The organism is Methylophilus sp. E2MeOHC9, assembly GCF_058744375.1.
The window spans coordinates 1,353,660-1,379,815 of sequence record NZ_CP196024.1; the positions used below are offsets into that span (position 1 = coordinate 1,353,660).

Consider the following 26,156-nt stretch of genomic DNA (forward strand, 5'->3'; position numbering starts at 1 on the left):
AACGCGCATGCGATTCGAACAGTTACACACACTTAACAGTAAATGGTTGGCCCTCTCCAAGCGGGAGCGCTGGATGATTTTTGGCGCGGGCCTGTTTGCCGTAGTTGGCTTGCTGGATACCTTTTTGCTGGAACCACAACGTGGTCAGCTCACCAATACGCAAGCAGAGATTCTTAAAATACAGAGTGATACAACGGCGTTGACTGAGCAAATGAGCACCATTGCCAGCCAGGCCCAGCCACAGCCCGCGAGCAATGCTTTTCAGCATGAGATTGATGCAGTGAATGCAAAAATCACCAGCCAGTCTTCAGACCTGGTCAGGATTTCTGCCTACATGGTGCCACCGCAAGAGATGGTGTTGTTGCTGAAAAAGCTGCTGCAAAAGCATACGGATGTGCAAGTACTTGAGATGCAGTCGCTGCCAGTGACGGATTTTATTGAAAAACAAAGAAAGCTGATCCAGGAACAAACAGCCCCTGTTGCTAGCCCTTCGCCAACCGGCGCGGAGGATATCTGGCTGAATGTGCCACATGTTTACCAACACGCAGTGAAGGTGAGGTTAAAAGGTAAATACTTCGCTTTAATGGATTATGCGCAGTCGTTAAAAGCCATAGGCCAGCGTGTGGCATGGGAAACCGCGGAACTGAAGTCAGATTATCCGGAAAATGAACTGACTATTCAGGTATATACCCTGAGTGGTGAAAATGCATGGTTGGGGATTTAGCATGCGCGTATTGATACAAGCATTTTTGATGTTGTGGCTCGCACAGGGAAATGCCTTTGCCGAGTTGATTGATCCGACCAAGCCGCCGCCTGCCGTGCTGGAGTATTTGCCAAATGCAGAATCACAGGCAGAAAAACCATGGGAGCTGACAGCGTTACAACACAATGGCAAAAGTGGGTTTGCTGTGGTGAACGGCCAGATGGTGCAGCTGGGGGAGAGCTACAGCGGATTCAAGCTCACTTCAGTGAAGAACCAGCAGGCGGTGTTTATCAGTAGCACGGGTGAGAAGAAAGTGATTGGATTGGGTTTGACCAGCTATATCGTAGAAGCCAAGCCGCAGGTAAAAACAACACCAAAAGCAAAAACGACCAGACACACTGGAAAAGTAAAGAAATAAAGTAATACATACCTGCATGTTGAAAATTGTTCGGCATCCGGGTTTATACACATTGAGAGACTGCTATGAAAACTTTTGTGAATACGTTGGGTTTGATGATCATCAGTGCCGGGTTGGCAGGATGTAACAGCAATCCGTTTGCGCCAAGCAATGTATCAATCAACTCTAAAATTCAGAGTGAGCTGAGCAAATCGGCCGCCCAGGCAAAGGCACAGGTCGCGCCACCCCCTAAAGAGGTGACTGATGAACTGTTCGAGCCGCTGCGCATCGAGCCGCCAAAATCATTGGCCAAGCGCGCCGAGCCAAGATTCGACCTGGTTGTGAACAAAGCCCCTGCCACACAGGTGTTGATGGGTATTGTCTCTGGTAGTCCGTATAGCATTGCACTCAGTCCTGAGCTCAAAGGCGATATCTCGATTAATTTGCGAGACGTGACGCTGTTTGAAGCGCTTAATGCCTTACGTGATTTGTATGGCTATGAATACAAGATGAGTGGCAAACAGATTTTTGTTGAGCCACAAACTATTCAAACACGCGTATTCCAGGTCAACTATATCACTGGCTCTCGTAAGGGTACCTCTGCAACGAAGGTGACTTCAGGTTCAGCAAGTGCCGGTACCGGTGCTGGTGGAATAGGACAGTCTTCAGCAATGTCTGGAGGGGCTGTGGGTATGCAACAGGGCGTAGGTGGCGGTGCAGCTAATACACAGGTTTATGCATCTGATGTCAGTATGGGTACGAACAATGATTTTTGGGGTGATATGGCTAACTCCTTAAACAGCATGATTGGTGAAGAAAGTGGGCGTAAGGTTGTCATCAATCCACAGTCAGGGCTAATTATGGTTAGAGCAATGCCTAAAGAAATTCGCCAGGTCGAAAAATTCTTAAGTTTGATGCAGGTTACAGTTGATCGTCAGGTGATTTTAGAAGCAAAAATTCTTAAAGTGCAATTGAATAAAGATTCACAGCAAGGGATCAATTGGTCATTTTTAAGAAGTGGCGCTCGTGATGTTACCTTTGGTAATATTAACGGTAACACTAGGCTGGGCGAAACCGGTACCATTTCAAATGGGAATGTTTCAAGTTCGGGCCCTAGTTTTTTATCTAATAACTCACCAGTTTCACTTGGTGGTTCAGTCTTTGCGCTTGCTGTGCAAGGCGGTAATTTCTCGGCACTACTTACTTTTTTGGAAACGCAAGGTAATGTAGAGGTGCTGTCCAGCCCTAGGATTGCGACCCTGAATAACCAAAAAGCAGTACTTAAGGTGGGGAATGATGCATTTTTTGTGACCAATGTAAGAACCAACGTGACCACTAGCGCCGGCTCTGCAATTGTAACCCCGGATATTCAGTTACAATCTTACTTCTCTGGGATATCGCTTGATGTGACGCCTCAGATTGACAAAAACGACAACATTATCTTGCATGTGCATCCGTTTGTGAGTGAAGTGACACAGGTCAATAGGACGGTGACTTTGTCTAGTGAGAACGGTGGTACTTATACCATTCCGACAGCATCTTCCAATATTAATGAGACCGATAGTATCGTGCGTACCAGAGATGGTAACGTCATTGCGATTGGTGGGTTGATGTCTGAGTCTATAGACAACACCCGCACCAAAGTGCCTGGCTTAGGTGACATTAAATATCTTGGTAACCTCTTCCGTCAAAAAGGTGAGATTACCAGAAAAACTGAGTTGGTCATTTTGTTAAAATCTACTGTTGTACGCGGTGGCGACAGCTGGGCGCAAGATATGCTTGATAGTCAGGATCGTATTGATAAACTGAAAGGTGAGAGCTTCTAGGAGCGGGCATGTACCTGCAGCATTTTGGTTTGAAAGAGTATCCATTCACCATCACCCCGGATACCAGCTTTTATTATGCGACACGCAGTCTGCAAGAGGCGTTGAACACCCTGCTGATCGCGATTCAGTCTGGCGAAGGGTTTGTCAAAATCACAGGCGAAGTCGGCACTGGCAAAACGCTGTTGTGCCGCCGCCTGCTCAAAGCGTTAGAGTCCACCTGTAAAGTCGCTTTTATCCCCAACCCTTATCTTGATCCGCATGCCTTGCTCATGACACTGGCGACCGAGTTCGGTGTCGCTTTCAAGCCGGATTTTACCCACCATGACATGATAGACGCCTTGCATCGCAAGCTGCTCACCTATGCCGAAGAAGGCAAACACGTGATTGTCTGCCTGGATGAAGTGCAGGCCATGCCCCTGGAAACCCTGGAAGCCTTGCGCCTGCTCAGTAATCTGGAAACCGAAAAGCGCAAATTGATACAGGTAGTGATTTTTGGGCAACCAGAGCTGGAAGAGCGCATTAACCATCCCTCCATCCGTCAGTTGCGCCAGCGCATCAGCTTTGAATACCAGTTAAAAGGCCTGCAATGGTCTGAGTTGGGGTTTTATCTCAACCATCGCATGCACGTGGCCGGATACCAGGGTGGCATGATTTTTACGCCCGCCAGCATGCGCTTGCTGTATCGCTATGCCAATGGCATCCCCAGGTTGCTGAATATTCTTGCGCACAAATCGCTGCTCTCAGCCTATGGCCGCGGCCAGCAAGGCGTCTCAGCCGAAGATGTGAAAGCGGCGATCCTGGATACACAAGCCAGTGTAAAAGCGCAGCATCGCTGGTGGAGCCATGGGTTTAAATGGTGGTTGACTCTACATACAGCGTTGGCTGGTTTTGGCCGCTAACGGGCAGTGAGGAAAAGCAGTGAGTTTAATTAATCAGGTATTAAAGGATGTTGAAGCGCGCCAGGGCGGCACGACCAGCGATGGCTGGGGCGGGCAGCAGATCAAGCCTGTGTTGTCACATTCAGCTTCGGGTTCCAGTCACTGGGCCAAGCGCCTGCTAGTGGCGCTGGTGGTGCTGGGCCTAGGCGTATGGGGCTTTTTTCAGCGGGCTGAGTTGGTCTCAGTTTACCAGTCTACGCTGGGCAACTTCACACAAAAGAAACCTGCGCAGGTTCAGGTCGCATCGCCGGTTAAGCCGCAGCCAGCGCCAGTGGCTACACCACCTGAGGTTACTGCCAATGTCGAGAATCAAACGGTTGATGCACATCCGCAGTTAACAAAGTCATTGTTCAGTGAATGGCAGGCCGAGCTGTCTGCTTCTGTGACTAAACCTGCAATCCGCCAAAAAATCACGCCTACACCTAATAGCGCCAATCGCGTTCCTAGCAAAAGTGAAACAGCACCGCAGGTGGAAGGTGAGTTCTCGATCAAGCCAGCAGAAAATGGTGCTTCGGCAACGGTGGTCTCTGTCATTGAGCCGCCATTGGAGTCGACTGCTGCAAGTAAGAATAAGGTTAGCCAGGACACAGCATCTTCCGAATCAAATGGCAGTGTGAGCAAACATGTACGGCCAGAACAAGAAGTGAATGTGCTGATTCAAAAAGCGGTAGACCATGAGCAAAAGGGGCGCCTCAGTGAAGCATTGGCCACCTTGCGGCAGGCACTGGCCACCTATCCGCAATCTGAAGATGCGCGCCAGTTATCGGCCGCTTACCTGTTTGAAACCAAGCAGGACGCCGAAGCAGTGGCTATGTTGCAGGCGGGCATTAAGCGCTACCCTGAACAAGCGGGGTTATCCAAAGCGCTGGCAAAATGGCAGCTGGCGCATAATCAGCCAGAAACGGTATTGCTTACGCTGAAACCCAATGCAAATGCGTTGGCCCGCGATGCCGAGGCACAATGGATGCAGGCAATCGCCTACCAGCAGTTAAATCAGCATCAGGCCGCTTTGCCGTATTTTGAACGGGCGCTTACCTTACGTCCCGGGCAAGCGCAGTGGGTAGTGGCTTATGCGATTTCATTGCAGGCCAGCGGACAAAATGCGCAGGCTTTACAGCAACTACAAGCGGCACAAGGCATGCCGTTAAGCGATAGATTAGCCGACTTTGTCGGCCAGCGCATCAGTCAACTCGGCGGTGCTACGCAAGCGCGTGACGACTAATCTTTACTCCATCACGCTCACCACCTTTAATCCGCGTTAATCTTCAGTACCTTTCAATGTGCGGGCCACCACTAGCGCCGTGACACGGCCAGCACCGGCCTGCTTGAGTGCTTTCGCCAGTGCATGCATGCTGGCGCCGGTGGTCATCACATCATCCACAACCAGCACATGTTTTCCCTGCCATTGTTTATCTGAAGCGAATGCGCCACGCAGGTTGCGCGTCCTGGTTTTCATATCCATGCCAGCCTGGGAGGGTGTGTCTAGGATACGTGTGCAGCCAGCGATATCTAACGACACCATCAAGGCTGGCTGCAAGTGCCTGGCCAGCGCCAGCGCGTGGTTGAATCCACGTTGCCGGACGCGATAGGGATGCATAGGCATGGCCATCATCACCTCAGGTATGTCTGTCTGTAATAAGGGTGCGAGGTGTGGCAACATGCATTGCGCCAGTAATTTCCCTATCGGTAATTGTTAATGATATTTAAATTGCTGCAACAGGCGGTCTAGCGGGTAGGCATAGCGAAACGGGGCAAGCGTATAGTCAAATGCGGGCGCATGCTGCAGGCAGACACCACAGTAATCACCGTTCAAAGTAGGGAGTGCGCACTGCGGACAACGCGCAGATGTATACCAAGGCAGCGAAGTGGCACAGGTCTCGCAAAGAGGTGCGTGTGTGATGTGCGGCTGCCTTTGAGCAGGTGCACTACATAGCGGACAAGGCAAACTACTACTTAACCAATGCTGTAACCAAGGCATTGGATTGAGGTGATTAAAATTTAATCTGTTGTAAAATTTTTTCACGTTGTAGCGTAAACAACCTATAATTCAGCCCATTGAACACTCATCTTTTATACTTCTGCGATCATTATGGAACAACAAACTTCTTCTAGCGCTTGCAACAGCGAACTGCAAACTTCCATCATTAATATCGATGGCCTGAGAGCCTCCAGTGCATGTGACCATCCTACCGTTGAACGCTGGTCGGTGGACGATATCGTGGCATTGTTTGAATTACCTTTTAATGACTTGTTGCATAGGGCGCAACTCATGCATAGAGAGCACCATGAGCCGAATGCGGTGCAAGTGAGTACTTTGCTGTCGATCAAAACCGGTGGCTGTTCCGAAGATTGTGGCTATTGTCCGCAAGCTGCGCGTTACCACACTGAGGTGGAAAATGAGCCGTTGATGAAGCTGGATGACGTGTTGGCTGCTGCCAAGGCCGCCAAAGACAGCGGTGCCAGCCGTTTCTGTATGGGTGCTGCCTGGCGCGGGCCTAAGCAACGTGATCTTGACCCGGTGCTGAAAATGATCGCTGAAGTGAAGGCCATGGGCCTGGAAACCTGCGCCACCCTGGGTATGTTAAAAGACGGCCAGGCCGAACAATTGAAAGAAGCCGGGCTGGATTATTACAACCATAACCTGGACACCGCGCCGGAATATTATGGCGATGTGATCAGCACACGTACTTACCAGGACCGCCTGGATACCCTGGACCGCGTGCGCAGTGTCGATATCAACGTCTGTTGTGGCGGCATTATTGGCATGGGCGAGAGCCGGGCCCAACGCGCTGGCCTGCTGGCGCAACTGGCGAATATGGAGCAACCGCCTGAAAGTGTGCCGATCAACTTGCTGACCCAGGTGGAAGGTACACCTATGCACGGTACCGAAGCGCTGGATCCGCTGGAATTCGTACGCACGATTGCTGCGGCACGCGTGACCATGCCTAACAGTTTTGTGCGTTTGTCTGCCGGTCGCCAAAGCATGGGCGATGCCGTGCAGGCGTTGTGTTTCCTCGCCGGTGCCAACAGCATTTTCTACGGTGAAAAGTTACTGACTACCGGTAACCCGGAAGCGGATGCCGATAATGCGCTGTTTGCCAAACTTGGCTTAAAGAAAATCTAAGTGGCCGCGCATGCTGGATTTTCTACACGCTGACCTGGAAAAGCGTAAAACACTAGGCCTGACGCGGCAACGCCGCTTGCTGGATTCACCTCAGGCTGAGCATATTACCGCCAATGGCCAGCGATTTCTGTCCTTTTGCAGTAATGATTACCTGGGGCTGGCTAACGACTCTGCGCTGGTGGCCGCCTTGCAACAGGCAGCGGCTGAGGCGGGCGTAGGCAGTGGCGCTTCCAATCTGATCACCGGCCATCACCGTTACCATGACCAACTGGAGCACGCGCTGGCCGCATTGGTCCGTCAACCTGCGGCGTTGCTGTTTTCAACCGGTTATATGGCTAATATCGGTGTCATCAGTGCCTTGATGGGGCGCGACGATGCGGTGTTTTCTGACAAACTCAACCATGCCTGCCTTAACGATGGTGCCTTTCTGTCGCGTGCCACGCATCACCGCTTTGCGCATAATGATGTCGCCGCGCTGGAAAAACTGCTGCAAGTCAGTACCGCGCGTCACAAATTGATAACTGCAGATGCTGTATTCAGCATGGATGGCGATATCGCGCCTCTGGCCGCCTACCTGCAGCTGTGTGAGCGCTATGATGCCTACCTTTACGTCGATGATGCGCACGGCTTTGGCGTGCTTGGTCCGCAAGGTCGAGGTACATTGCAGCATCTAGGTTTGCGATCGCCTCGCCTGATCATGATGGGCACGCTGGGAAAGGCCGCCGGTGTCGCCGGGGCATTTGTTGCCGGTGAGCAGGTGGTCATCGATTACCTGATTCAGCACGCCAACAGCTATATTTACACCACACCGGCCCCGCCACCGTTATCGGCAGCGTTACTGGCCTCGGTGCATGAAATTGAACATGGCGATGCACGCAGGCAGCAATTGTTTGCCATGATAGATTTGCTGAAAAGTGAGCTCTCACTCACGCGCTGGCATTTGCTTGCATCAGAAACGGCGATCCAGCCACTGATCGTCGGCGACAATTTTGAAGCGCTTGAACTGAGCCAATACCTGCAAACACGCGGCATTTTGGTGCCTGCCATCCGTCCGCCGACTGTGCCAGTGAATACGGCGCGCTTGCGGATATCCCTCTCTGCCACCCATCGCGAACAAGATGTGCGCGCATTGATAGCCGCATTGCAAGCCGCCGAGCGTGACATTCCAGCCAGGGTACAGGCATGAGTTGTTTCATAGAAATCATGGGGCAGGGCAAGCCACTGGTGCTGCTGCACGGCTGGGGCATGAATAGCGCGGTCTGGGAGCGTATCACCAAACGCCTGTCTGCCAACTACCGTTTGTTCCTGGTGGATTTGCCCGGCATGGGGCAAAGCCGCCCGGTTAACCCATACCATTTATATAGCCTGGCAGAAACCGTGGCTGAAGAGATTCCTGGTGTGTCCACCATCTTGGGCTGGTCACTCGGTGGCTTGATTGCGCAACAAATCGCATTGAATCAGCCAGACCGGGTGGAAAAACTCATTCTTGTGGCCAGTAACCCCAGTTTTGTCAGCAAGCCGGATTGGCCGCATGGCATCGAAGCCAGGCATTTCCAGCAATTCAATAAGCGCTTTGAAAAGGATTTTCAAACCACGCTACTGAATTTCCTGACCCTGCAATGCATGCATGCGAAAGACGCGCGCAGTACCGTGCGCCAGTTACGTATCGCTTTTGCTGCCAAGCCAACGCCTACGCAGGAGAGCCTGAACCTGGCGCTGGATATCTTGTTGCAAACTGACTTGCGCGAAGCGATCAGCCGTTTGTATCAGCCCACCCTGATTATCCACGGTGATAGGGACACCCTGGCACCAGTGAGCGCTGCCCACTGGCTGGCCATGCATCTGCAACGGGCAAAGTTGCGTGTGATTGCAGGCGCGGCGCATGCACCGTTTCTTTCACATGCGGATGCTTTCTGCGAAACGGTAGAGACCTTTATGGCTGATGAATTTACCGTGCGCGCTGTCGCGGAGAGCTAAATGCAGGATGAGTATTTAATAGACAAGTCGCGCATGCGGCAGTCGTTTCATCGCGCTGCAAAACACTATGATGCCGCCGCTATTTTGCAGCGGCAGGTGCGTGAAGAAATGCTCAGCCGGCTGGACGTAGTCAAGCTGCAACCCGCTGTGATTTTGGATGCCGGCTGTGGCACCGGCCATGGCCTGAATGCCTTACTCAAACAATATAAATCTGCGCAAGGCATCGCACTGGATATTGCCGAAGGCATGCTGACACGCAGTCGCACCTTATTCCCCTGGTACCGCTTCTGGCAATCCACGCCGCGTTTTGTCTGTGCTGATATTGAAGCGATCCCATTGGCTACCGGCAGCGTCGATATGGTGTGGTCCAACCTCGCCATGCAGTGGTGCAATGACCTAGATGCCACCTTGCAGGAATTCCGCCGTGTGCTACGCCCGGATGGCTTGCTGATGTTTGCTACCTTGGGGCCGGATACTTTAAAAGAGTTACGCGCCGCCTCAGGTGCAGACCATACACATGTCAGCCGCTTTATCGATATGCATGATATTGGCGACGCCATGACCCGCGCTGGTTTCAATGCGCCGGTGCTGGATGTGATGCATTACACCCTGACCTACGATACCGTCGAATCGGTGATGCGCGACCTGAAAGCGATAGGGGCACATAACGCCACTGCCGGGCGCCCTAAAGGATTGAATGGAAAAGGTTTTTTACAGAAACTGCGCCAGGGTTATGAAGGCTTCCGTCAGCAAGGCAAATTGCCAGCGACTTATGAAGTCGTGTTCGTGCATGCCTGGACTGGCAGCCAGCCTTACACAGTGCCTGGCACCAGCCCGATACAGTTAATGCCGCGCAAGGCTGACGTGCTGGAATAAAGATGACAGTGACGACATTGCCGCGACATTTTTTTGTGACCGGGACCGATACCGGCGTCGGTAAGACCACGGTGAGCGTACACCTGATGCAGCAATTGATTGCACAAGGGTTGACCGTGGTGGGCATGAAACCGGTCGCTTCCGGTTGTGAGTGGGTGGATGGCCGTTGGCAAAACGAAGATGTGATGCAACTCACGGCGGCATCGAATGTGCAGGCACCGCCTGAACTGGTCAACCCCTATTGTTTTCAACCGGCGATCGCCCCGCATATTGCTGCGGCCAATGCCGGTGTTGAAATTGAACTGGATGTGATTCAAGCCGCTTACAGCGAATTGGTCAAATTGGCAGATGTGGTGATTGTGGAGGGGGCAGGCGGCCTGATGGTGCCGCTCAACGCACGGCACAGCATGGTCGATCTGTTACAGGTGCTCGCGCTGCCGGCACTGGTGGTGGTGGGCATGCGGTTAGGATGCATTAATCATGCTTTGCTGACGGTGCAGGCTTTGCAGCAAGAGCAGATTCCTTTTTGTGGCTGGGTTGCCAACCAGGTCGACCCAGAGATGTCCATGCCGCGTGAAAACCTGCAAACGCTGAGTGACTGGTTACAACAACCCCCAGTGTTACATCTGCCATATCAGGGACGCCCCGCCTAGATGACAGAGATCGAGCAAAATAAGCATTCAGCGCTGAGCCAGATCGATGTGCGCGCGACTGTGCCGCCAGTCACCAGGGTGTTGATCGTCCTTAATCTATTGGTGTTTGTGGTGATGCTGTGGGGTGGCGCCGGCTTCTGGCACTCGCCGAACAATGTGCAACTGACCTGGGGTGCCAACTTTGCGCCGGCGACGGCGGATGGGCAGTGGTGGCGGCTGGGTTCGGCCATGTTTTTACATTTTGGCGCCTTGCATCTGGGCATGAATATGCTGGCGCTGTGGGATGGCGGCAAGCTGGTCGAACGTATGTTCGGTCCGGCACGTTTTCTCGGGATTTACGTCATCAGCGGCATTGCCGGAAACCTGCTGTCACTGGTGATCCAGGGCAATGAAGCGGTGTCTGGGGGCGCTTCTGGCGCCATTTTTGGTATTTATGGCGCGTTGCTGGTCTATGTCTGGTACGCCAGGCACCAGATGCAACAGATTGAATTCCGCTGGCTGTTCTGGGGCGCGCTGGCCTTTTCAGCCTTGACCATAGCCATGGGGTTTATTATTCCCGGCATCGATAATTCTGCGCATATTGGCGGTTTTCTGACGGGTATCGTTTTTGCCGTGCTGTGTTTGCCTGCCACGGCCACCCGGCATGCGCACCTGCAGCAATGGCGTGCCATCAGCGGTGTCAGCTGGCTGGTAGGTATCGCTATTTTACTCACCCATCTGCCAGAGCCGAAATATCGCTGGCATGAAGAGCTGGCCATCCGCAAACAGGTGCAAAAATTCACCCTGATAGACCAGCAGGCCAACCGTAAATGGCATGCGATCATGCTGGAAGGGCGCGAAGGCAGCGTCAGCTTTGATGATATGGCGACCCAGATAGACGAAGAAGTCGCTAATACTTATGAGGAAAGCTTTGAAAAACTTTCCTCACTACCGGATGACCCTAACCTGCCTTCAGCTGCCTTGCTGGAACAAGCCAAAGCGTATGCCTTGAAACGCAGTGAAGACAGTAAAGCCGCTGCGGATAAATTACGTAATATCCCGTTTACACCTGGTCGGCCAGCGCAGTAAACACACATACAAACATTTTCTTTGTCACGTGCTCAATCCCCCGGCGCTTTCCAAGCGCAGGTGCTATAAATCTGTCGCGTCTCTTTGTTGCTTGAATTTCTTTTGCTGTTTCGGGCTGTGGAATTTGGCATGCAATCGCTGCGCGCGGTTGAAGGCCTGTGTCCAGAAATCGTCACTTTGCGGCAGATAATGCGCCTTGAATGCCTGCCAGTCTTCCTGCGTAAACCCAAAGTCCATGCAAGAGAAAATCAAGCCGGCAATATCCTTGCGCACGGCAGTGCCATTAGCTGAAACGCCCTGCAGTACACGGTGCAAGTCCAGCAGGTAAAAGTCGGTGTCAGCTGTTAAGGATGCAGATTTCTGCAAGGCGATATGGCAAAGATAAAAGTCTCTGTGGCACAAGCCGGCCGAATGAAATTTTTTCGCCAGCTTTGCCACCGCAATCAGCATTGCCTGACGTGTTTCCGCAGGGGCGGGCTGTGCTTGCCAGCTTTTGCAGATATCTTCCAGTGAATGAATGTCACCTAGATCTTCAGTCAGTAAAAAAGAGCGCTGGCTGGCAGCACAACGGCCTTGAATGCCGTAAACAGCAATGGGCGTGGTGGCGATGCCTATGTTTTCCAGGGCCTGAATCGCGCGCACTTCGGTTTCCGCGCCAATAATCGGACGCTTGAAAGTCAGCCAGTTTTTAACAATCTCGCCCCAGCCGGTAACACCATGCTGCTTGATGAAATACGACTGCCCGGCAATAGCGAGGCGCATGGTTTTGCGATTGGCAGCGGCACGTACGGTATAGCCTTCCAGCGCCATAAAATCTTCAAAAGAAAATGCCGTTAAGTGCTGTGCGTGCTTGGGCGACAGCCAAAGCTGGGTGTCAGCCGATGGTGGCACAGGATTAGTTTGTTGAGCCAATGTTCTTTTCTGAAGCTAACTGCGTGAGTATGTTTGCTTCAGCCTTTCCTGGGTTATCTTGCATTAATTGCTTGGCACAGGCCAGCCCGGCCACACTGAATGCAGCACGTTCAGAGGACAGTGCTGTGGCAAGCGCGTGGTCCAGTGCCGTTTGTGTAAATGGGCTGCCAAGTACGATGCCTGCGCCTGCATTTTCTATATATGGGGCATAACCGCACACATTTGTAGTGACCACTGGCAAACCGCACGCCATAGCTTCGAGCAAGACATGGCCAGCCAGTTCGCGTCTGGCCGGATGCACCATCCAGTCGCATGCCTGCATCAGTTGTGGAATATCGTCGCGTCCACCCAATACCTGTATTTGACTGCTTAAATCGTATGCCTGGATATGTTTTTGCAACCAGCGCGGATTGTCCTGACCGATAATCAGCATGCGGATGTTTTTTCTCACTTGCGCTGGCAAAGCGGCAATCGCTGTCACTGCGCGGTCAGCCCCTTTGGTTTTAAAGCCGGAACCAACCAGTAGCAACGCCGTATGCTCAGGCAAAATGCCAAACGTTTCTGCCAGCCATAGTTTGCGCTGCGCGCGGTCAAACGCCGGGAAACGTTGCGGATCCAGGATAGGCGGGATCAGGTAAAAACGCTGATCAGGGGTCTGGTACCAATGCTGGAAAGTGGCTTGCTCTTGTGCAGTCAACGTCAATATATGTGTGCTGCTGGCGGGCGAAAAAATGGATGTTTCAGCCTGCTGGAACCAGCGATATCGGCTGGTCAGCCGATACCACCAGGGCCGTTCTTCATGCGCTTTGGCAATAAAACAGGAATCAGCCGCGAAGTAGACATCGATAGGCTGCATGCGGTTAAAGCCTACCACCAGGTCAAAGTGCTCGGCTCGTACGGCCTGCTGCATGGCGTGAATCAGGCTGGCATGCCTGCTATGGTTAAGCCAGCCGCTGCTTGCACATAACTTCACCTGCATATCGGTGGGCTGCGGGCCTTGCCATTCACCGGTGAAAATGGTCACCTGGTGGCCCAGAGCGACGCAGTCTCTGGCGATGCGTAACATGTCGCGCTGCACCCCGCCGTAAGGGAAATATTTGAATATCAGAAAAGCAAACTTCATGGTCGAGATTGTATGCGAAAATAGCGGCCATGAAACGTATTCTGATGGTCAAAACCACTTCTATGGGCGATGTGATCCACGCCCTGCCAGCAGTGCAAGACATTTTGCAGCACTATCCTGATGCCCAGATCGACTGGCTGGTCGAAGAGAGTTTTGCCGATATTCCCCGCCTGCATCCGCATGTGCACCAGGTATTCACCGTCGCTGTCCGCCGCTGGCGCAAACAGGTGTTGCAGTGCCGCACCTGGCAGGAAATCAGGACGGTTAAACGCGCATTAGCAGCGCAGCCCTATGATGCAGTGATTGATGTGCAAGGCCTGGTGAAAAGTGCCTGGATGGCCGGTTGGGCGCGCGGACCGCGCCATGGCTATGATGCACAATCGATACGCGAACCGCTCGCTAGCCGCTGCTATCAGCACCGCTACCCCATCTCGTACCAGCAGCATGCGGTGACGCGTATCCGTACGCTGGTGGCGCTTAGTTTAGGCTATGCGGTTCCCCAGGATTTACCGGATTATGGCTTGCGGCAGTCACAGCTGATTGCTGCTGCATCACCGGCACTCGCACTGCCACCTCAATCCTGGATCGCCTTGCATGCTACTAGCCGTGACAGTAAATTGTGGCCGGAAGATCACTGGATCGCCTTAGGCCAGCATTATGCTGAATTGGGTTTGGCGATGTGTCTGCCGTGGGCTTCGGCAGCAGAAAAAAGCCGTGCTGAACGCATTGCCCAGAAAGTGCCGCAAGCCTTGGTGCTGCCTAAGCTGAGTTTGCAGCAATTGGCCACCGTGTTGCCGCACACACAGTTTGCGGTCGGGGTGGATACCGGGCTTTCACATCTGGCCGCGGCAGTGGATCTACCGGTGGTCGCTTTATATACCGATACTGACCCTGGCTTGACTGGCGTGGCTGGCGGACGCAAAGCGGCGGCAATCAATCTGGGGGGTAAACAGCAAGTGCCGGATGTCGCCGCTGTCATCGCGGCAGTGGCTAAAGTGACGACTGCCAATCCTGTATCTGGAAGCCAGATCTAATCAACCACCCTCCAATTTTTGCTAAATGACGATTTTGCCCTTGAAATCAGTAGGGTCATCCCCATGTGTGTGAAATCGTCAAATGAAAAGTCTTGAATTCATAGGGGAGTATCATGCAAGAACCGCAAACATCCGTAGACACGGCGGCTAACGAGCAAGCTGTTAACGAAGTCAATCCAGAGCAATCTGTTGAAAACCACGAGGCACGCATTGCTGCACTTGAGGTTGCGTTGGAAGAAGCCAAAGCACAAGTGCTATATGTAAAAGCAGAAGGCGAAAATGTGCGCCGTCGCGCGCTGGATGATATCGATAAAGCGCGCAAATTTGCGCTGGAAAAATTCAGTGGAGAGTTGCTGGCAGTTAAAGATAGCCTGGATGCGGCGTTGACCGTAGAAAATGCGGATGTCGCCAGCTATAAAAACGGCGTCGAATTGACCGCCAAGCAGTTGCTGGGCGTGTTTGAAAAATTCAATATTGCTGAAATCAATCCATTAGGTGAGAAGTTTGACCCTAACAAACATCAGGCGATCAGCATGGTGCCAGCAGAGGGCGAACCTAATACCGTATTAAGCGTGCTGCAAAAAGGCTATGCCTTGAATGAACGTGTGTTGCGCCCGGCGCTGGTCACCGTCATACAGGCAAAATAATCCACATTACAAACAGGGACTTGAAATCTGTTCAGGCATCCCAATTATCACAACATCGGTTGATTAATTAACAACTTAGTGTGATTCACAAAATTTAAGGAAGCGAATATGGGAAAAATTATTGGTATTGATCTGGGCACCACCAACTCGTGTGTGGCCGTGATGGAAGGTGGCAAGCCACGTGTGATTGAAAACGCTGAGGGTGCGCGTACTACGCCATCTATCATTGCGTATCAGGAAGATGGCGAGATTCTGGTCGGTGCACCAGCCAAACGCCAGGCTGTGACTAACCCGAAAAATACATTGTTTGCGGTAAAACGCCTGATCGGCCGTCGTTTTGACGAAAAAGAAGTGCAAAAAGATATCGATCTGATGCCTTACACCATCAGCAAAGCGGATAACGGTGATGCATGGGTGGAAGTGCGCGACAAGAAACAAGCGCCACCACAGATTTCTGCCGAAGTATTGCGCAAAATGAAAAAAACCGCCGAAGATTACCTGGGCGAAGAAGTAACTGAAGCTGTGATTACCGTGCCGGCTTACTTTAACGATAGCCAGCGCCAGGCAACCAAGGATGCGGGCCGTATCGCCGGTTTGGACGTGAAACGTATCATCAACGAACCAACCGCTGCTGCCCTGGCTTTCGGCCTGGACAAGCAAGAAGGTGACCGCAAGATCGCGGTATACGACTTGGGCGGTGGTACATTCGATGTGTCTATCATTGAAATCACTGAAATCGACGGCGAGCACCAGTTTGAAGTCTTGTCTACCAACGGCGACACTTTCCTGGGTGGTGAAGACTTTGATAACCGTATCATCGACTTTTTGGCAGATGAGTTCAAAAAGGAAAACGGCCTTGATCTGCGTAACGACTTGCTGGCCAAGCAACGCCTGAAAGAAGCCGCAGAAAAAGCCAAAATCGAATTGTCCGGCGCACAGCAGACCGAAGTGAACCTGCCTTACATCACGGCAGACGCGACAGGTCCTAAACACTTGGTGGTGAAGATCACGCGTGCCAAACTGGAGTCATTGGTAGAAGACTTGATCGAACGTACGATTGCGCCTTGCCGTACTGCATTGAAAGATGCTGGCGTATCACCTGCGGATATCGCTGACGTGATTTTGGTCGGTGGTCAGAGCCGCATGCCAAAAGTGCAAGAGCAAGTGAAAGAGATTTTTGGCAAGGAACCTCGTAAAGACGTGAACCCGGATGAAGCGGTTGCTGTAGGTGCTGCGATCCAGGGCGGCGTGTTGAAGGGTGACGTTAAAGACGTGTTGCTGTTGGACGTTTCACCATTGTCCCTGGGTATTGAAACCCTGGGCAGCGTGATGACCAAGCTGATCAAGAAAAACACCACGATTCCTACCAAGGCATCGCAAGTGTTCTCGACAGCGGAAGACAACCAGAATGCAGTGACGATTCATGTGTTGCAAGGTGAGCGTGAAATGGCTGCTGGCAACAAGAGCCTGGGTCAGTTCAACCTGAGTGATATTCCACCATCACCACGCGGCATGCCGCAAATTGAAGTGACGTTTGATATTGATGCCAACGGTATTTTGCATGTGTCTGCCAAAGACAAAGCCACCGGCAAAGAGAACAAGATCACTATCAAGGCCAACTCTGGTTTGTCTGAAGAAGAGATTCAGCGCATGGAAGAAGATGCCGCTAAATATGCTGACGAAGACAAGAAATTGCGTGAACTGGTCGATGCCCGTAACCAGGCTGACAGCGTATTGCACAGCGTGAAAAAATCGCTGACTGAACATGGTGACAAGATCGATGCCGATGAAAAGGGCAAGATCGAAGATGCCATTAAAGAGCTGGAAGCCGTTGCTAAAGACAGTGATGACAAAGACGACATTGAGGCGAAAACCAATGCTTTGATGGAAGCTTCACAGAAGCTGGGCGAGAAAGTCTACGCTGAGCAACAAGCGCAGGCCAATACCGAAGGCGCACAACCACAGGATGAAAAAACAGTGGAAGGCGATGTGGTCGATGCCGAGTTTGAAGAAGTGAAAAAAGACTAACGCTAAAGGGCGAGTGGCGACACTTGCCCTTCTTTATGAAGCCGGCAAACACACTTCGTTAAACGCGAGTGTGTTTGTTTATATGGCGCAAGCGCATTAAACGGAATAACTATGGCAGCCGCAAAAAAAGATTACTACGAAGTGTTAGGCGTGAACCGCGATGCTGGTGACGAGGAGATTAAAAAATCCTTTAAAAAACTGGCAATGAAGTTCCACCCTGACCGCAACCCGGATAACCCGAAAGCTGAAGAAAGCTTTAAGGAAGCCAAAGAAGCTTATGAAATATTAAGCGACGAGCAGAAACGCGCCGCTTATGACCAATATGGCCACGCCGGTGTCGACCAGAGTATGGGTGGCGGCGGATTCAGCGGCTTTAACTCCGGTAATTTCAGTGATGCGTTCGGCGATATCTTCGGCGATATCTTCGGTGGCGGCGGTGGTGGCCGTAACCAGCGTTCCAATGTCTATCGCGGTGCTGATTTGCGTTATAACCTGGAAATCTCTTTAGAAGAGGCTGCCAAAGGCACTGAAACAAAAATCCGCATTCCTGTACAGACCAATTGTGAAACCTGTCATGGTTCAGGTGCACGCCCTGGCACTTCGCCGGTGACGTGTACCACTTGTAACGGCCATGGCCAGGTGCGTATGCAGCAGGGCTTTTTCTCAGTCCAGCAAACCTGCCCGAAATGTCACGGTAGCGGCAAAATGGTGAAAGAGCCTTGCCCGACCTGTCATGGTGGTGGCCGCATCAAGCAAAACAAAACCCTGAATGTCAAAATCCCGGCTGGTGTGGATGAAGGTGACCGCATCCGTTTAAGTGGCGAAGGTGAAGCGGGTGTCAATGGCGGGCCGACTGGCGATCTATATGTCGTGGTCCACTTAAAAGAACACGCGATCTTCCAGCGCGAAGGCGCGAATCTGCATTGCGAAATGCCTATCAGTTTTAGCACGGCGGCATTGGGCGGCGAAATTGAAGTGCCTACGCTGGATGGCGCTGCTAAAATGAAGATTCCAACCGAAACACAAACCGGCAGTGTGTTCCGTCTGCGTGGCAAAGGCATCAAGCCATTGCGCTCCAGCGAGCATGGTGATCTGATGGTACATGTCGTGGTGGAAACTCCGGTGCGCCTGACGGAAAAACAGAAAGAATTGTTGCGTGAGTTTGAAAGCAGCACGCAGGCAGATGCCGGCAAGCACAGCCCAAAGAATAAAAGCTGGGTCGATAAGGCGCGCGACTTCTTCAGCTGATTTTTTAGTACCCTGAATATTCAAATAAATAGGCGTGCCAATTCAATACTGGCTGGCATGCCTGTTTTCAAGCGGTTTGCCTTTATGGACAGGATAAGCAGCCTGATTGCATTGGTTACAATTTAATAACAATTAAATTTCGACTTTTACAATTCAGTTACAGCTTGGTCAAATTGTTGCAATAACTCTCTCCTAAACTAGAGTCATCTTTAAGCAGAGCACAAAATGTTTTGTTTAATGGCTAGCTTGGTTGATTTTTCAACGACTAGCATTGATTTCCTCCTGATCCAAACCCCCTTTTAACCCGCCTTAGCGGGTTTCTTTTTGTCTATTACTTTCATATACGCTCACCGCCAGTCGCGGCGGGTGTAGTGTCCGGCAACAACATCGTTTATGATGACTAGCAATTTAATCACAGTCTCTGGTTTATAAAACCAATTCTGCACATACTCAATTATGTTGAAAATAGCGATCTTTAATCATAAAGCCGATGTCGGTTCGACCACTACGACGCTCAATCTGGCCGCCGCCTGGCAACGTCAGCGCCAGCAGGTATTGTTGCTGGATATGGATCCACAGGCGCGATTGACCGAGACTTTCAAGCATTATGGCCTGGATGCGCAAAAGCATCTGTTACGTTTTTATCAGGCAAGCACGCCTTTGGCAGAGTTGATCCAGCCTTTACGCAATGGCCTGCAACTGATCCCGGCGAATAAAGAATTAATGACTCTCGACTCGCAGTTTGGCCGTGGGCCTGCCGTTCTGAAGCGGCTGGGTGAGGGTCTGGCGCAACTGGGTAAAACACACGCTGGATATACCGTATTCATGGATTGCTTTCCAGGGATTGGCGTGATTTCACTGAGTGCCGTCTTTGCCAGCGATTTGGTGTTGGTGCCTGTCTCAACGGATTATTTGTCCATTCATTCCGCCGTGAAAGTGGACAAGGCGCTGAATGCGCTGGAGCCAGTGTTAAAGCGCCGCGTACAGCGACGGTATGTACTTACCCGTGCCGATAAACGCAAGGAAATGGCTGCCGAGGTGGAGCAGGAAATGCGCCGCCTGTTTGGCGATGAAGTCCTGGTCACCAAAATCTCGGAACATGCGGCCCTGGCCGAATGCGGGCGCATGGGGCAGCATGTGTTTGAATATGATGCCAGCAGCCCCGGGGCGCGTGATTATCTGGCGCTTTATTTCGAGCTGCAGGATGTCATCAAACAGTTGCCGCGAGTGGTGCCTCTGGCCGCTTAATCATTGTTCGCGGTGACGGCTGCCTAGCCATTGCCGGCGCCAGAACATCAGCAGCATCACCGATGCAATGCCCAGCATGATCAGTATTGCCCACCAGAAACCATATGGGTCATGCGTCCATGGCATCTCTTCGAAATTCATTCCAAAGATCCCGGCAATCAGGGTGGCTGGCATAAACAGCATGGCGACAACGGTCAATGCGCGCACCTCGAGATTCACTCGCTGGCTGATGGTGGTCATGTAAATATCCATCAGGCCGCTCAGCATGTCGCGGATCGCTTCCAGCGATTCGGTGAAGTGCGCGGTATGGTCGTATAAGTCACGCAGGTAAGGCAAGGTTTGTGGGCTGAAGAAGCCATGCTCGTTGCGAATCAGGCTATTGAGTACTTCGCGCAAAGGCCACACTGCGCGGCGTAACTGGATAGTGACATGCTTGAGACGGTGAATGTTCTGTAAATCATCCGGGCTGGGTTGATCCAGCAAATGCGTTTCCAGAAGCTCGGCATCCTCATTGATCGCCTCCAGTACCTGGAAATAACGCTCCATCAGGCTATCGAGTAAGGCATAGCACAAGTAATCCGGCCCACTCTGGCGCAGCAATGCCTGGCCTTGCCGCAAGCGTTCGCGCACGGGTTCAAAACTGCCTGACGGGCGCTCCTGAAAGCTAAGTAACCACTCACGCCCCAATGCCATGCTGATCTGTTCGGAGCTGACACTCATGGTGTCGGCATCGTAATAAAACAGGCGCGTTTCCAGAAACAGGTAATCCGGGTAGGTGTCCAGCTTGGGCCGTTGTTCGGTATTTAAAATGTCATCCAGCACCAGCGGATGCAACTTGAAACGGCGGGCGACCGCCTGCAATAAGGCAATATCCAGTACACCATGAACGTTGATCCACGAAGTATGTTCTGCTGGCGCCTGCCACTCCACGATGTCGTGCATGGTCAGTTGCCTGGATTCAAGGTCGTTGGCGTTATAGCTGATGCTATGGATACAGGCTGGCGTTGTTTCATTTTCCGCATTGGTACCGGGGGCAGATGCGGTGTTGGTAGTGCCCAGTAAACGGTGTTTGCGGTGAGTGTGTTTGCGTTTGGCCATGGTTGTCCGAATAAACAGTGCTGGCCCAGCATAAGCGTTCGTTGTGCATAAATCAAGTCAGGGCGGGCAACAAGCCGAAGGCAGGCTGTAAGCCAGTCTATGATAAAATATCGTAAATTATTCAATGAGAGAATCGCATGTCTGGCAACACCATTGGTAAGCTGTTCACCTTGACCTCGTTTGGCGAGTCGCATGGCCCGGCCATTGGCGGCGTGGTCGATGGCTGCCCACCAGGGTTGGAACTTTCAGCGGCAGATTTGCAGGTGGACCTGGACAGGCGTAAGCCGGGAACATCGCGCCATGTGACCCAGCGTGCGGAAGCGGATGAAGTTGAAATACTGTCCGGCGTGTTTGAAGGCAAAACCACTGGTGCACCAATCGGCTTGCTGATCCGCAACACCGATCAGCGTTCGCAAGACTACAGCAAGATCATGAATACGTTTCGGCCCGGGCACGCCGATTATACCTACACCCAGAAATACGGCATTCGTGACTACCGTGGAGGTGGCCGTTCCAGCGCACGTGAAACAGCGGTGCGTGTCGCGGCCGGTGCCATTGCCAAAAAATGGCTTTTACAAAAATTCGGCGTGCAGATCCGCGGCTATTTGAGCCAGTTGGGTGAAATTGAAGTGCCTTTTGTGAGTTGGGATGCCATCTCGCAGGAAGGTAATCCGTTCTTCTCGCCGAACCTGCAAATCCTGCCGCAACTTGAAGCCTATATGGATCAGATCCGTAGTGAGCGCGATTCAGTCGGTGCGCGGATTACAGTGGTTGCGCAGCATATTCCGGTAGGCTTAGGCGAGCCGATTTTTGACCGCCTGGATGCAGATATCGCCCATGCCATGATGGGCATCAATGCGGTGAAAGGCGTCGAAATCGGCGCTGGTTTCAAGTCCATTGCACAACGTGGCAGCGAGCATTGCGACGAACTCACACCCGAAGGCTTTGCTTCTAATCACGCTGGTGGCGTATTGGGTGGTATTTCCAGCGGCCAGGATATCGTGGTGAATGTGGCCTTTAAACCCACTTCCAGCATCCCACAGGAGCGCCGCTCTATTAATCACGCCGGTGAACCAGTAATGATGCAGACGACTGGCCGGCACGACCCCTGTGTAGGCATACGCGCAACGCCGATTGTGGAAGCCATGCTGGCACTTGTCTTGATGGATCACGCCTTGCGGCATCGTGGCCAGAATGCCGATGTGCATTCTACGGTGCCTGTTTTGTAAGCTGTCATCGCCTCATCTCACCGGCTTGTGCCTGCAAAGCGTGCAAGTCGCTCACGGCCATTTTTTTAACGCGAGTATTTCATGAGTCACGCTTTACACTTTAATCTCTCGCGTTTCTATTTCATCTATTATTTTTTCGTCGGCGCTTTTGTGCCTTACTGGGGCTTGTACCTCACTTCTGAGTCTTTTTCCCCGGCCGATATCGGCGTGTTGATGTCCTTGTTCCAGCTGAGCCGTATCATCGCGCCCAACCTGTGGGGCTGGCTGGCCGACCACACGCGGCAACGCGTACGCTGGATACGCATGACGGCCTTTCTGGGATTGTTCGGCTTTGCCGCTATTTTCTGGGCACATGATTTTATGACTATGTTTATTGTCATGGCCGCCCTGAGCTTGTTCACCAGTTCCACTTTGCCATTGTCAGAATCATTAGTGCTGGCGCATCTGGCAAGCACCAATGGGCATTACAGCAAGATCCGCTTATGGGGGTCTTGGGGCTTTATCGTAGCGTCTGTGTTGCTAGGCTATTTGACTGACTGGTTTGGTATCCGGAGCCTGCTCTGGTTCATCTTGCTGGTGCAATGCCTGTTATTCGGGCTCACCTGGAAGTTGCCGGAAGCGCATGTGCCGCCACACGCAAATGATAGCTTCTCTGTGTGGAAGATACTGAAACAGCCTGCCGTCATTTCTTTACTGGTAGGCTGCGCCATGATGGTGACTGCGCATGGCCTGATGTATAACTTTTATTCTATCTACCTGGCGGAGCATGGCTACAGCAAAGGCATGATAGGGTGGTTATGGGCCTTGGGGGTGATCTGCGAAATCGGTATTTTTATGAAAATGCCGTGGATCATGTCCCGCTTTAAACTCAAGACTATCCTGGTCGCCAGTTTGCTGATTGGCGTGATCCGTTTTTCCATGATGGGGTTGGTGCCTGATAACCTTGGGTTATTGTTACTTGCGCAAACCATGCATGCATTCACCTTTGGCAGCTTCCATGCCGCCGCGGTTGAAGTCATCACGCAATATTTTACCGGGCGCCACCAGGCCAAAGGGCAAGCCATCTACAACAGTGTGGCTTATGGCATAGGCGGTGCGTTGGGCGGCTTGCTGGGTGGATTTTCGCTGCAATATCTGGGTGGTCAGCTCACGTTTACGATAGCCGCTTTGTTTCCCCTGTTAGGCGCGATTATTGTTGCTGTGGGGCTACGCCTCTCGCAACCTTATGCCCGAAGCGGTATGTTCAGCCATTAACCAATTGCTGGATATGAAAACAGCCCGTCTACGGGCTGTTTTTTATGACTGACAAAACAAATATAACAATTAGCTAATACGTTTGTCGCGCTCGATCAGTGCATAGGCGCTGTGGTTATGGATACTTTCAAAGTTCTCTGATTCCACTACGTATTTCACAATACGCCGCTCATCATTCAGTTGCGCAGCCACATCACGTACCATGTCTTCGACAAACTTCGGATTATCATAAGCGCGCTCAGTGACGAACTTTTCGTCAGGACGCTTGAGCAGGCCATACAACTGGCAAGAAGCCTGATCTTCAATCAGGGTGATCAGATCTTCCAGCCACATGAACTCGTTCAGCAAAGCAGTCACGGTGACATGTGAGCGCTGGTTATGCGCGCCATAGTTTGAGATCTGTTTGCTGCACGGGCAGAGGCTGGTGACTGGCACCATAACCTGGACTGTGATTTCAAACTGGCCATTCTTGATTTCACCGATAAAGGTGACTTCATAATCCAGCAGGCTTTTCACGCCAGACACAGGCGCTGCCTTGTTGATGAAATACGGAAAACGCATTTCGACATAGCCGGATTCCGCTTCCAGGCGGCTTACCATTTGACGCAAGATTGTTTCAAATGAATCGATGGAAATCGCGCTTTCATTGGTGTTGAGTATCTCAACAAAGCGCGACATGTGCGTGCCTTTGAAGTTGTGTGGCAGATGCACATACATATCAAAGACCGCCACGGTATGTTGTTCACCGCCGGTTTTATCTTTCACAATGACTGGGTGACGGATAGATTTGATACCAACTTTGTTGATGTCCAGTCTACGCACGTCAGGAGTATTTTGTACGTCTTCAATCACTGCAGGGATTACGGGTTGATTCATCAGGGTTCCAAAGCGGGAGTCGCCCGCGATTTGATAAATGGTTGAATATACTACTCAGCTATTAATTTCTCAATAGCAGAGCAAATACCGGATTTGTCTAGACCACATTCGGCCAACATAGTTTCGTGTGCGCCATGTTCGATAAAGCGGTCAGGCAGCCCCAGGCACACAATCGGCTTCACAATCTGGTGTGCTTGCAGGCATTCCATCACCGCCGCACCAGCGCCACCCATGATCGCGTTTTCTTCTATAGTCACTATATAGTCATGGTTGCGGGATATTTCAAGTACCATGGCTTCGTCTAATGGTTTGATAAATCGCATGTTGACCACCGTCGCATCCAGTGCATCCGCGGCCTGCAAGGCTGGCTGCACCATACTGCCAAATGCCAGGATGGCGATTTTTTTGCCTGGGCGGACCAATTGCGCTTTACCTATCTCTAACGCTTCCAACGTTGCCGATGTGGCTGCACCTATGCCACTGCCGCGCGGATAACGCACTGCCGCCAAGCCTTTGTACTGATAGCCGGTGGTGAGCATCTGTCTACATTCATGTTCGTCGCTGGGCGCCATGATCACAACATTGGGGATACAGCGCAAGAAACTCAGATCAAAACTGCCGGCATGGGTAGGGCCGTCGGCGCCGACCAGCCCGGCGCGGTCAATCGCCAGCAGTACATCCAGATCCTGCAAGGCGATATCGTGTACTAATTGATCATACGCGCGTTGCAGGAAGGTGGAGTAAATGGCAACCACTGGTTTCAAGCCATCACAGGCCATGCCGGCCGCGAAAGTAAGCGCATGCTGCTCGGCAATGCCTACGTCAAAATAGCGTTGCGGATAAGCCTCGGCAAAACGGTTCAGCCCGGAGCCATCACACATGGCCGGTGTAATACCAACCAGCCGGCTATCTGCTGCTGCCATATCTACCAGCCAGTCGCCAAAAATCTGGGTATAAGTAGGGCGCTCACTGAGTGTCAGGCAATGGCCATTTTGCGGGTCGAACTTGCTGACGCCGTGATATTTGTTCGGGTTATCTTCTGCCGGGCTATAGCCTTTTCCTTTTTGCGTGACCACATGCAAAAACTGTGGACCCTGCAATTGGCGGATATTGCTTAAGGTATCGACCAGCGTATCAATATCGTGACCATCAATCGGGCCAATGTAGTTAAACCCGAATTCTTCGAACAGGGTGCCGGGGGTGACCATGCCTTTGGCGTGCTCTTCAGCACGGCGGGCAAATTCTTTGACCGGCGGCATGATATCCAGCACCTTTTTGCCGCTACGGCGCACACTGTCATACAGCTTGCCGGACATCAGCCGCGCCAGGTAATTATTGAGCGCACCCACATTGTTGGAGATGCTCATATCGTTATCATTCAGGATCACCAGTAAATTGGTATCCATATCCCCGGCATTGTTCAAGGCTTCAAACGCCATGCCGGCAGTCATCGCGCCATCGCCAATAATGGCCACACTACGGCGATTGGTGCCCAATGCTTTGGCGGCAACGGCCATGCCTAAAGCGGCCGAAATCGATGTGCTGGAGTGGCCGGTGCCAAACGTATCGTAGGCGCTTTCATCGCGCTTTGGAAAACCGGCGATACCGCCTGCTTTGCGCAAAGAAGCCATCAGTTCCCGGCGTCCGGTCAGGATTTTGTGCGGGTAGGTTTGATGGCCGACATCCCATACCAGGCGGTCATCCGGCGTCTGGTAGACATAATGCAACGCAATGGTCAGTTCTACCACTCCCAGGTTAGAGGCCAGGTGGCCGCCAGTCTGCGAAACGCTTTGGATCAGGAACGCCCGTAACTCACCAGCCAGCGCTTTTAATTGCGCCCGGTCAAACGTGCGCAAGTCGGTAGGAGATTCAATGCGGGACAGCAGGGAGGTCATGA

Annotated in this window: 25 protein-coding genes; 18 read left to right on the top strand and 7 right to left on the bottom strand. The window is 52.0% G+C overall.

All coding sequences use genetic code 11. The features are described from left to right. The first annotated feature begins 7 nt into the window (after positions 1-7). The 5 genes from ACSSVF_RS06510 (at position 8) to ACSSVF_RS06530 (ending at position 5,086) form a co-directional block, all read left to right on the top strand. Entirely contained in the window at positions 8-724 is a 717-nt protein-coding gene (locus tag ACSSVF_RS06510) for a type II secretion system protein M (protein WP_492406102.1), read from the top strand. A 28-nt stretch (positions 725-752) separates the two neighbouring features. After that, positions 753-1,121: a hypothetical protein gene (locus tag ACSSVF_RS06515; protein ID WP_492406103.1), complete on the top strand. Its 369-nt coding sequence runs from the start codon at positions 753-755 to the stop codon at positions 1,119-1,121. 65 nt (positions 1,122-1,186) lie between these two features. Beyond that, positions 1,187-2,926, top strand: coding sequence for a pilus (MSHA type) biogenesis protein MshL (gene mshL / locus ACSSVF_RS06520; RefSeq protein ID WP_492406104.1), 1,740 nt, complete (start codon positions 1,187-1,189; stop codon positions 2,924-2,926). An 8-nt stretch (positions 2,927-2,934) separates the two neighbouring features. Further along, positions 2,935-3,825 (top strand): ExeA family protein, encoded by an 891-nt coding sequence (locus ACSSVF_RS06525; protein ID WP_492406105.1) that lies wholly within the window; start codon positions 2,935-2,937, stop codon positions 3,823-3,825. A 19-nt stretch (positions 3,826-3,844) separates the two neighbouring features. Continuing rightward, positions 3,845-5,086: a tetratricopeptide repeat protein gene (locus tag ACSSVF_RS06530; RefSeq protein ID WP_492406106.1), complete on the top strand. Its 1,242-nt coding sequence runs from the start codon at positions 3,845-3,847 to the stop codon at positions 5,084-5,086. Positions 5,087-5,122: 36 nt separating this feature from the next. Here ACSSVF_RS06530 and ACSSVF_RS06535 read toward each other — a convergent pair whose 3' ends face one another. Beyond that, a complete protein-coding gene (locus ACSSVF_RS06535; RefSeq protein ID WP_492406107.1) occupies positions 5,123-5,524 on the bottom strand; it encodes a ComF family protein in 402 nt (133 codons plus the stop codon). A 33-nt stretch (positions 5,525-5,557) separates the two neighbouring features. Beyond that, positions 5,558-5,842 (bottom strand): double zinc ribbon domain-containing protein, encoded by a 285-nt coding sequence (locus tag ACSSVF_RS06540; RefSeq protein WP_492406317.1) that lies wholly within the window; start codon positions 5,840-5,842, stop codon positions 5,558-5,560. 111 nt (positions 5,843-5,953) lie between these two features. Here ACSSVF_RS06540 and bioB point away from each other — a divergent pair, with 111 nt between their 5' ends. Genes bioB through ACSSVF_RS06570 form a run of 6 tightly spaced genes read left to right on the top strand, consistent with a single transcriptional unit; the run spans position 5,954 to position 11,562 of the window. Further along, the gene (gene bioB / locus ACSSVF_RS06545) at positions 5,954-6,988 is read left to right on the top strand and encodes a biotin synthase BioB (protein WP_492406108.1); all 1,035 of its coding nucleotides are present in this window, start codon (positions 5,954-5,956) and stop codon (positions 6,986-6,988) included. A 10-nt stretch (positions 6,989-6,998) separates the two neighbouring features. Continuing rightward, positions 6,999-8,174 carry an 8-amino-7-oxononanoate synthase gene (bioF, locus tag ACSSVF_RS06550; RefSeq protein ID WP_492406109.1) on the top strand — a complete coding sequence of 392 codons (1,176 nt, stop codon included), beginning with the start codon at positions 6,999-7,001 and terminating at the stop codon, positions 8,172-8,174. Further along, positions 8,171-8,965: a pimeloyl-ACP methyl ester esterase BioH gene (gene bioH / locus ACSSVF_RS06555; protein WP_492406110.1), complete on the top strand. Its 795-nt coding sequence runs from the start codon at positions 8,171-8,173 to the stop codon at positions 8,963-8,965. Before bioF ends, bioH begins: the two co-directional genes overlap by 4 nt. Beyond that, a complete protein-coding gene (gene bioC / locus ACSSVF_RS06560; RefSeq protein WP_492406111.1) occupies positions 8,966-9,841 on the top strand; it encodes a malonyl-ACP O-methyltransferase BioC in 876 nt (291 codons plus the stop codon). A 2-nt stretch (positions 9,842-9,843) separates the two neighbouring features. Next, complete coding sequence (bioD, locus tag ACSSVF_RS06565; RefSeq protein ID WP_492406112.1) at positions 9,844-10,494, top strand: dethiobiotin synthase; 651 nt, start codon at positions 9,844-9,846, stop codon at positions 10,492-10,494. Continuing rightward, complete coding sequence (locus ACSSVF_RS06570; protein ID WP_492406113.1) at positions 10,495-11,562, top strand: rhomboid family intramembrane serine protease; 1,068 nt, start codon at positions 10,495-10,497, stop codon at positions 11,560-11,562. Between the two features lie 63 nt (positions 11,563-11,625). Here the strand turns inward: ACSSVF_RS06570 and rfaP are convergent, their stop codons facing one another. Both rfaP and ACSSVF_RS06580 read right to left on the bottom strand, forming a co-directional pair. Next, the gene (rfaP, locus tag ACSSVF_RS06575) at positions 11,626-12,474 is read right to left on the bottom strand and encodes a lipopolysaccharide core heptose(I) kinase RfaP (RefSeq protein WP_492406114.1); all 849 of its coding nucleotides are present in this window, start codon (positions 12,472-12,474) and stop codon (positions 11,626-11,628) included. Further along, positions 12,458-13,597, bottom strand: a complete 1,140-nt coding sequence (locus tag ACSSVF_RS06580; RefSeq protein ID WP_492406115.1) for a glycosyltransferase family 4 protein — start codon at positions 13,595-13,597, stop codon at positions 12,458-12,460. The genes rfaP and ACSSVF_RS06580 overlap by 17 nt, the downstream gene beginning before the upstream one ends. Before the next feature lie 29 nt (positions 13,598-13,626). Between ACSSVF_RS06580 and waaC the strand changes: the two genes are divergently transcribed. The 5 genes from waaC to ACSSVF_RS06605 all read left to right on the top strand — a co-directional run bounded on the left by waaC (position 13,627) and on the right by ACSSVF_RS06605 (position 19,802). Then, positions 13,627-14,631 (top strand): lipopolysaccharide heptosyltransferase I, encoded by a 1,005-nt coding sequence (gene waaC, locus ACSSVF_RS06585; RefSeq protein WP_492406116.1) that lies wholly within the window; start codon positions 13,627-13,629, stop codon positions 14,629-14,631. Between the two features lie 113 nt (positions 14,632-14,744). After that, positions 14,745-15,278: a nucleotide exchange factor GrpE gene (grpE, locus tag ACSSVF_RS06590; protein ID WP_492406117.1), complete on the top strand. Its 534-nt coding sequence runs from the start codon at positions 14,745-14,747 to the stop codon at positions 15,276-15,278. Between the two features lie 108 nt (positions 15,279-15,386). Continuing rightward, a complete protein-coding gene (gene dnaK / locus ACSSVF_RS06595) occupies positions 15,387-17,306 on the top strand; it encodes a molecular chaperone DnaK (RefSeq protein ID WP_492406118.1) in 1,920 nt (639 codons plus the stop codon). A 111-nt stretch (positions 17,307-17,417) separates the two neighbouring features. After that, the gene (gene dnaJ, locus ACSSVF_RS06600; RefSeq protein WP_492406119.1) at positions 17,418-18,554 is read left to right on the top strand and encodes a molecular chaperone DnaJ; all 1,137 of its coding nucleotides are present in this window, start codon (positions 17,418-17,420) and stop codon (positions 18,552-18,554) included. A gap of 456 nt (positions 18,555-19,010) precedes the next feature. Further along, the gene (locus tag ACSSVF_RS06605) at positions 19,011-19,802 is read left to right on the top strand and encodes a ParA family protein (protein WP_492406120.1); all 792 of its coding nucleotides are present in this window, start codon (positions 19,011-19,013) and stop codon (positions 19,800-19,802) included. Here the strand turns inward: ACSSVF_RS06605 and corA are convergent, their stop codons facing one another. Further along, a complete protein-coding gene (gene corA, locus ACSSVF_RS06610; RefSeq protein ID WP_492406121.1) occupies positions 19,803-20,900 on the bottom strand; it encodes a magnesium/cobalt transporter CorA in 1,098 nt (365 codons plus the stop codon). A 137-nt stretch (positions 20,901-21,037) separates the two neighbouring features. Between corA and aroC the strand changes: the two genes are divergently transcribed. Both aroC and ACSSVF_RS06620 read left to right on the top strand, forming a co-directional pair. After that, positions 21,038-22,129, top strand: a complete 1,092-nt coding sequence (gene aroC, locus ACSSVF_RS06615; protein ID WP_492406122.1) for a chorismate synthase — start codon at positions 21,038-21,040, stop codon at positions 22,127-22,129. 81 nt (positions 22,130-22,210) lie between these two features. Then, a complete protein-coding gene (locus ACSSVF_RS06620; protein WP_492406123.1) occupies positions 22,211-23,383 on the top strand; it encodes an MFS transporter in 1,173 nt (390 codons plus the stop codon). Between the two features lie 69 nt (positions 23,384-23,452). On the opposite strand, the gene folE2 is transcribed toward ACSSVF_RS06620, so the two are convergent. Next, entirely contained in the window at positions 23,453-24,259 is an 807-nt protein-coding gene (gene folE2 / locus ACSSVF_RS06625; protein ID WP_492406124.1) for a GTP cyclohydrolase FolE2, read from the bottom strand. A 50-nt stretch (positions 24,260-24,309) separates the two neighbouring features. Then, positions 24,310-26,154: a 1-deoxy-D-xylulose-5-phosphate synthase gene (dxs, locus tag ACSSVF_RS06630; protein ID WP_492406125.1), complete on the bottom strand. Its 1,845-nt coding sequence runs from the start codon at positions 26,152-26,154 to the stop codon at positions 24,310-24,312. Between the last annotated feature and the right edge of the window lie 2 nt (positions 26,155-26,156).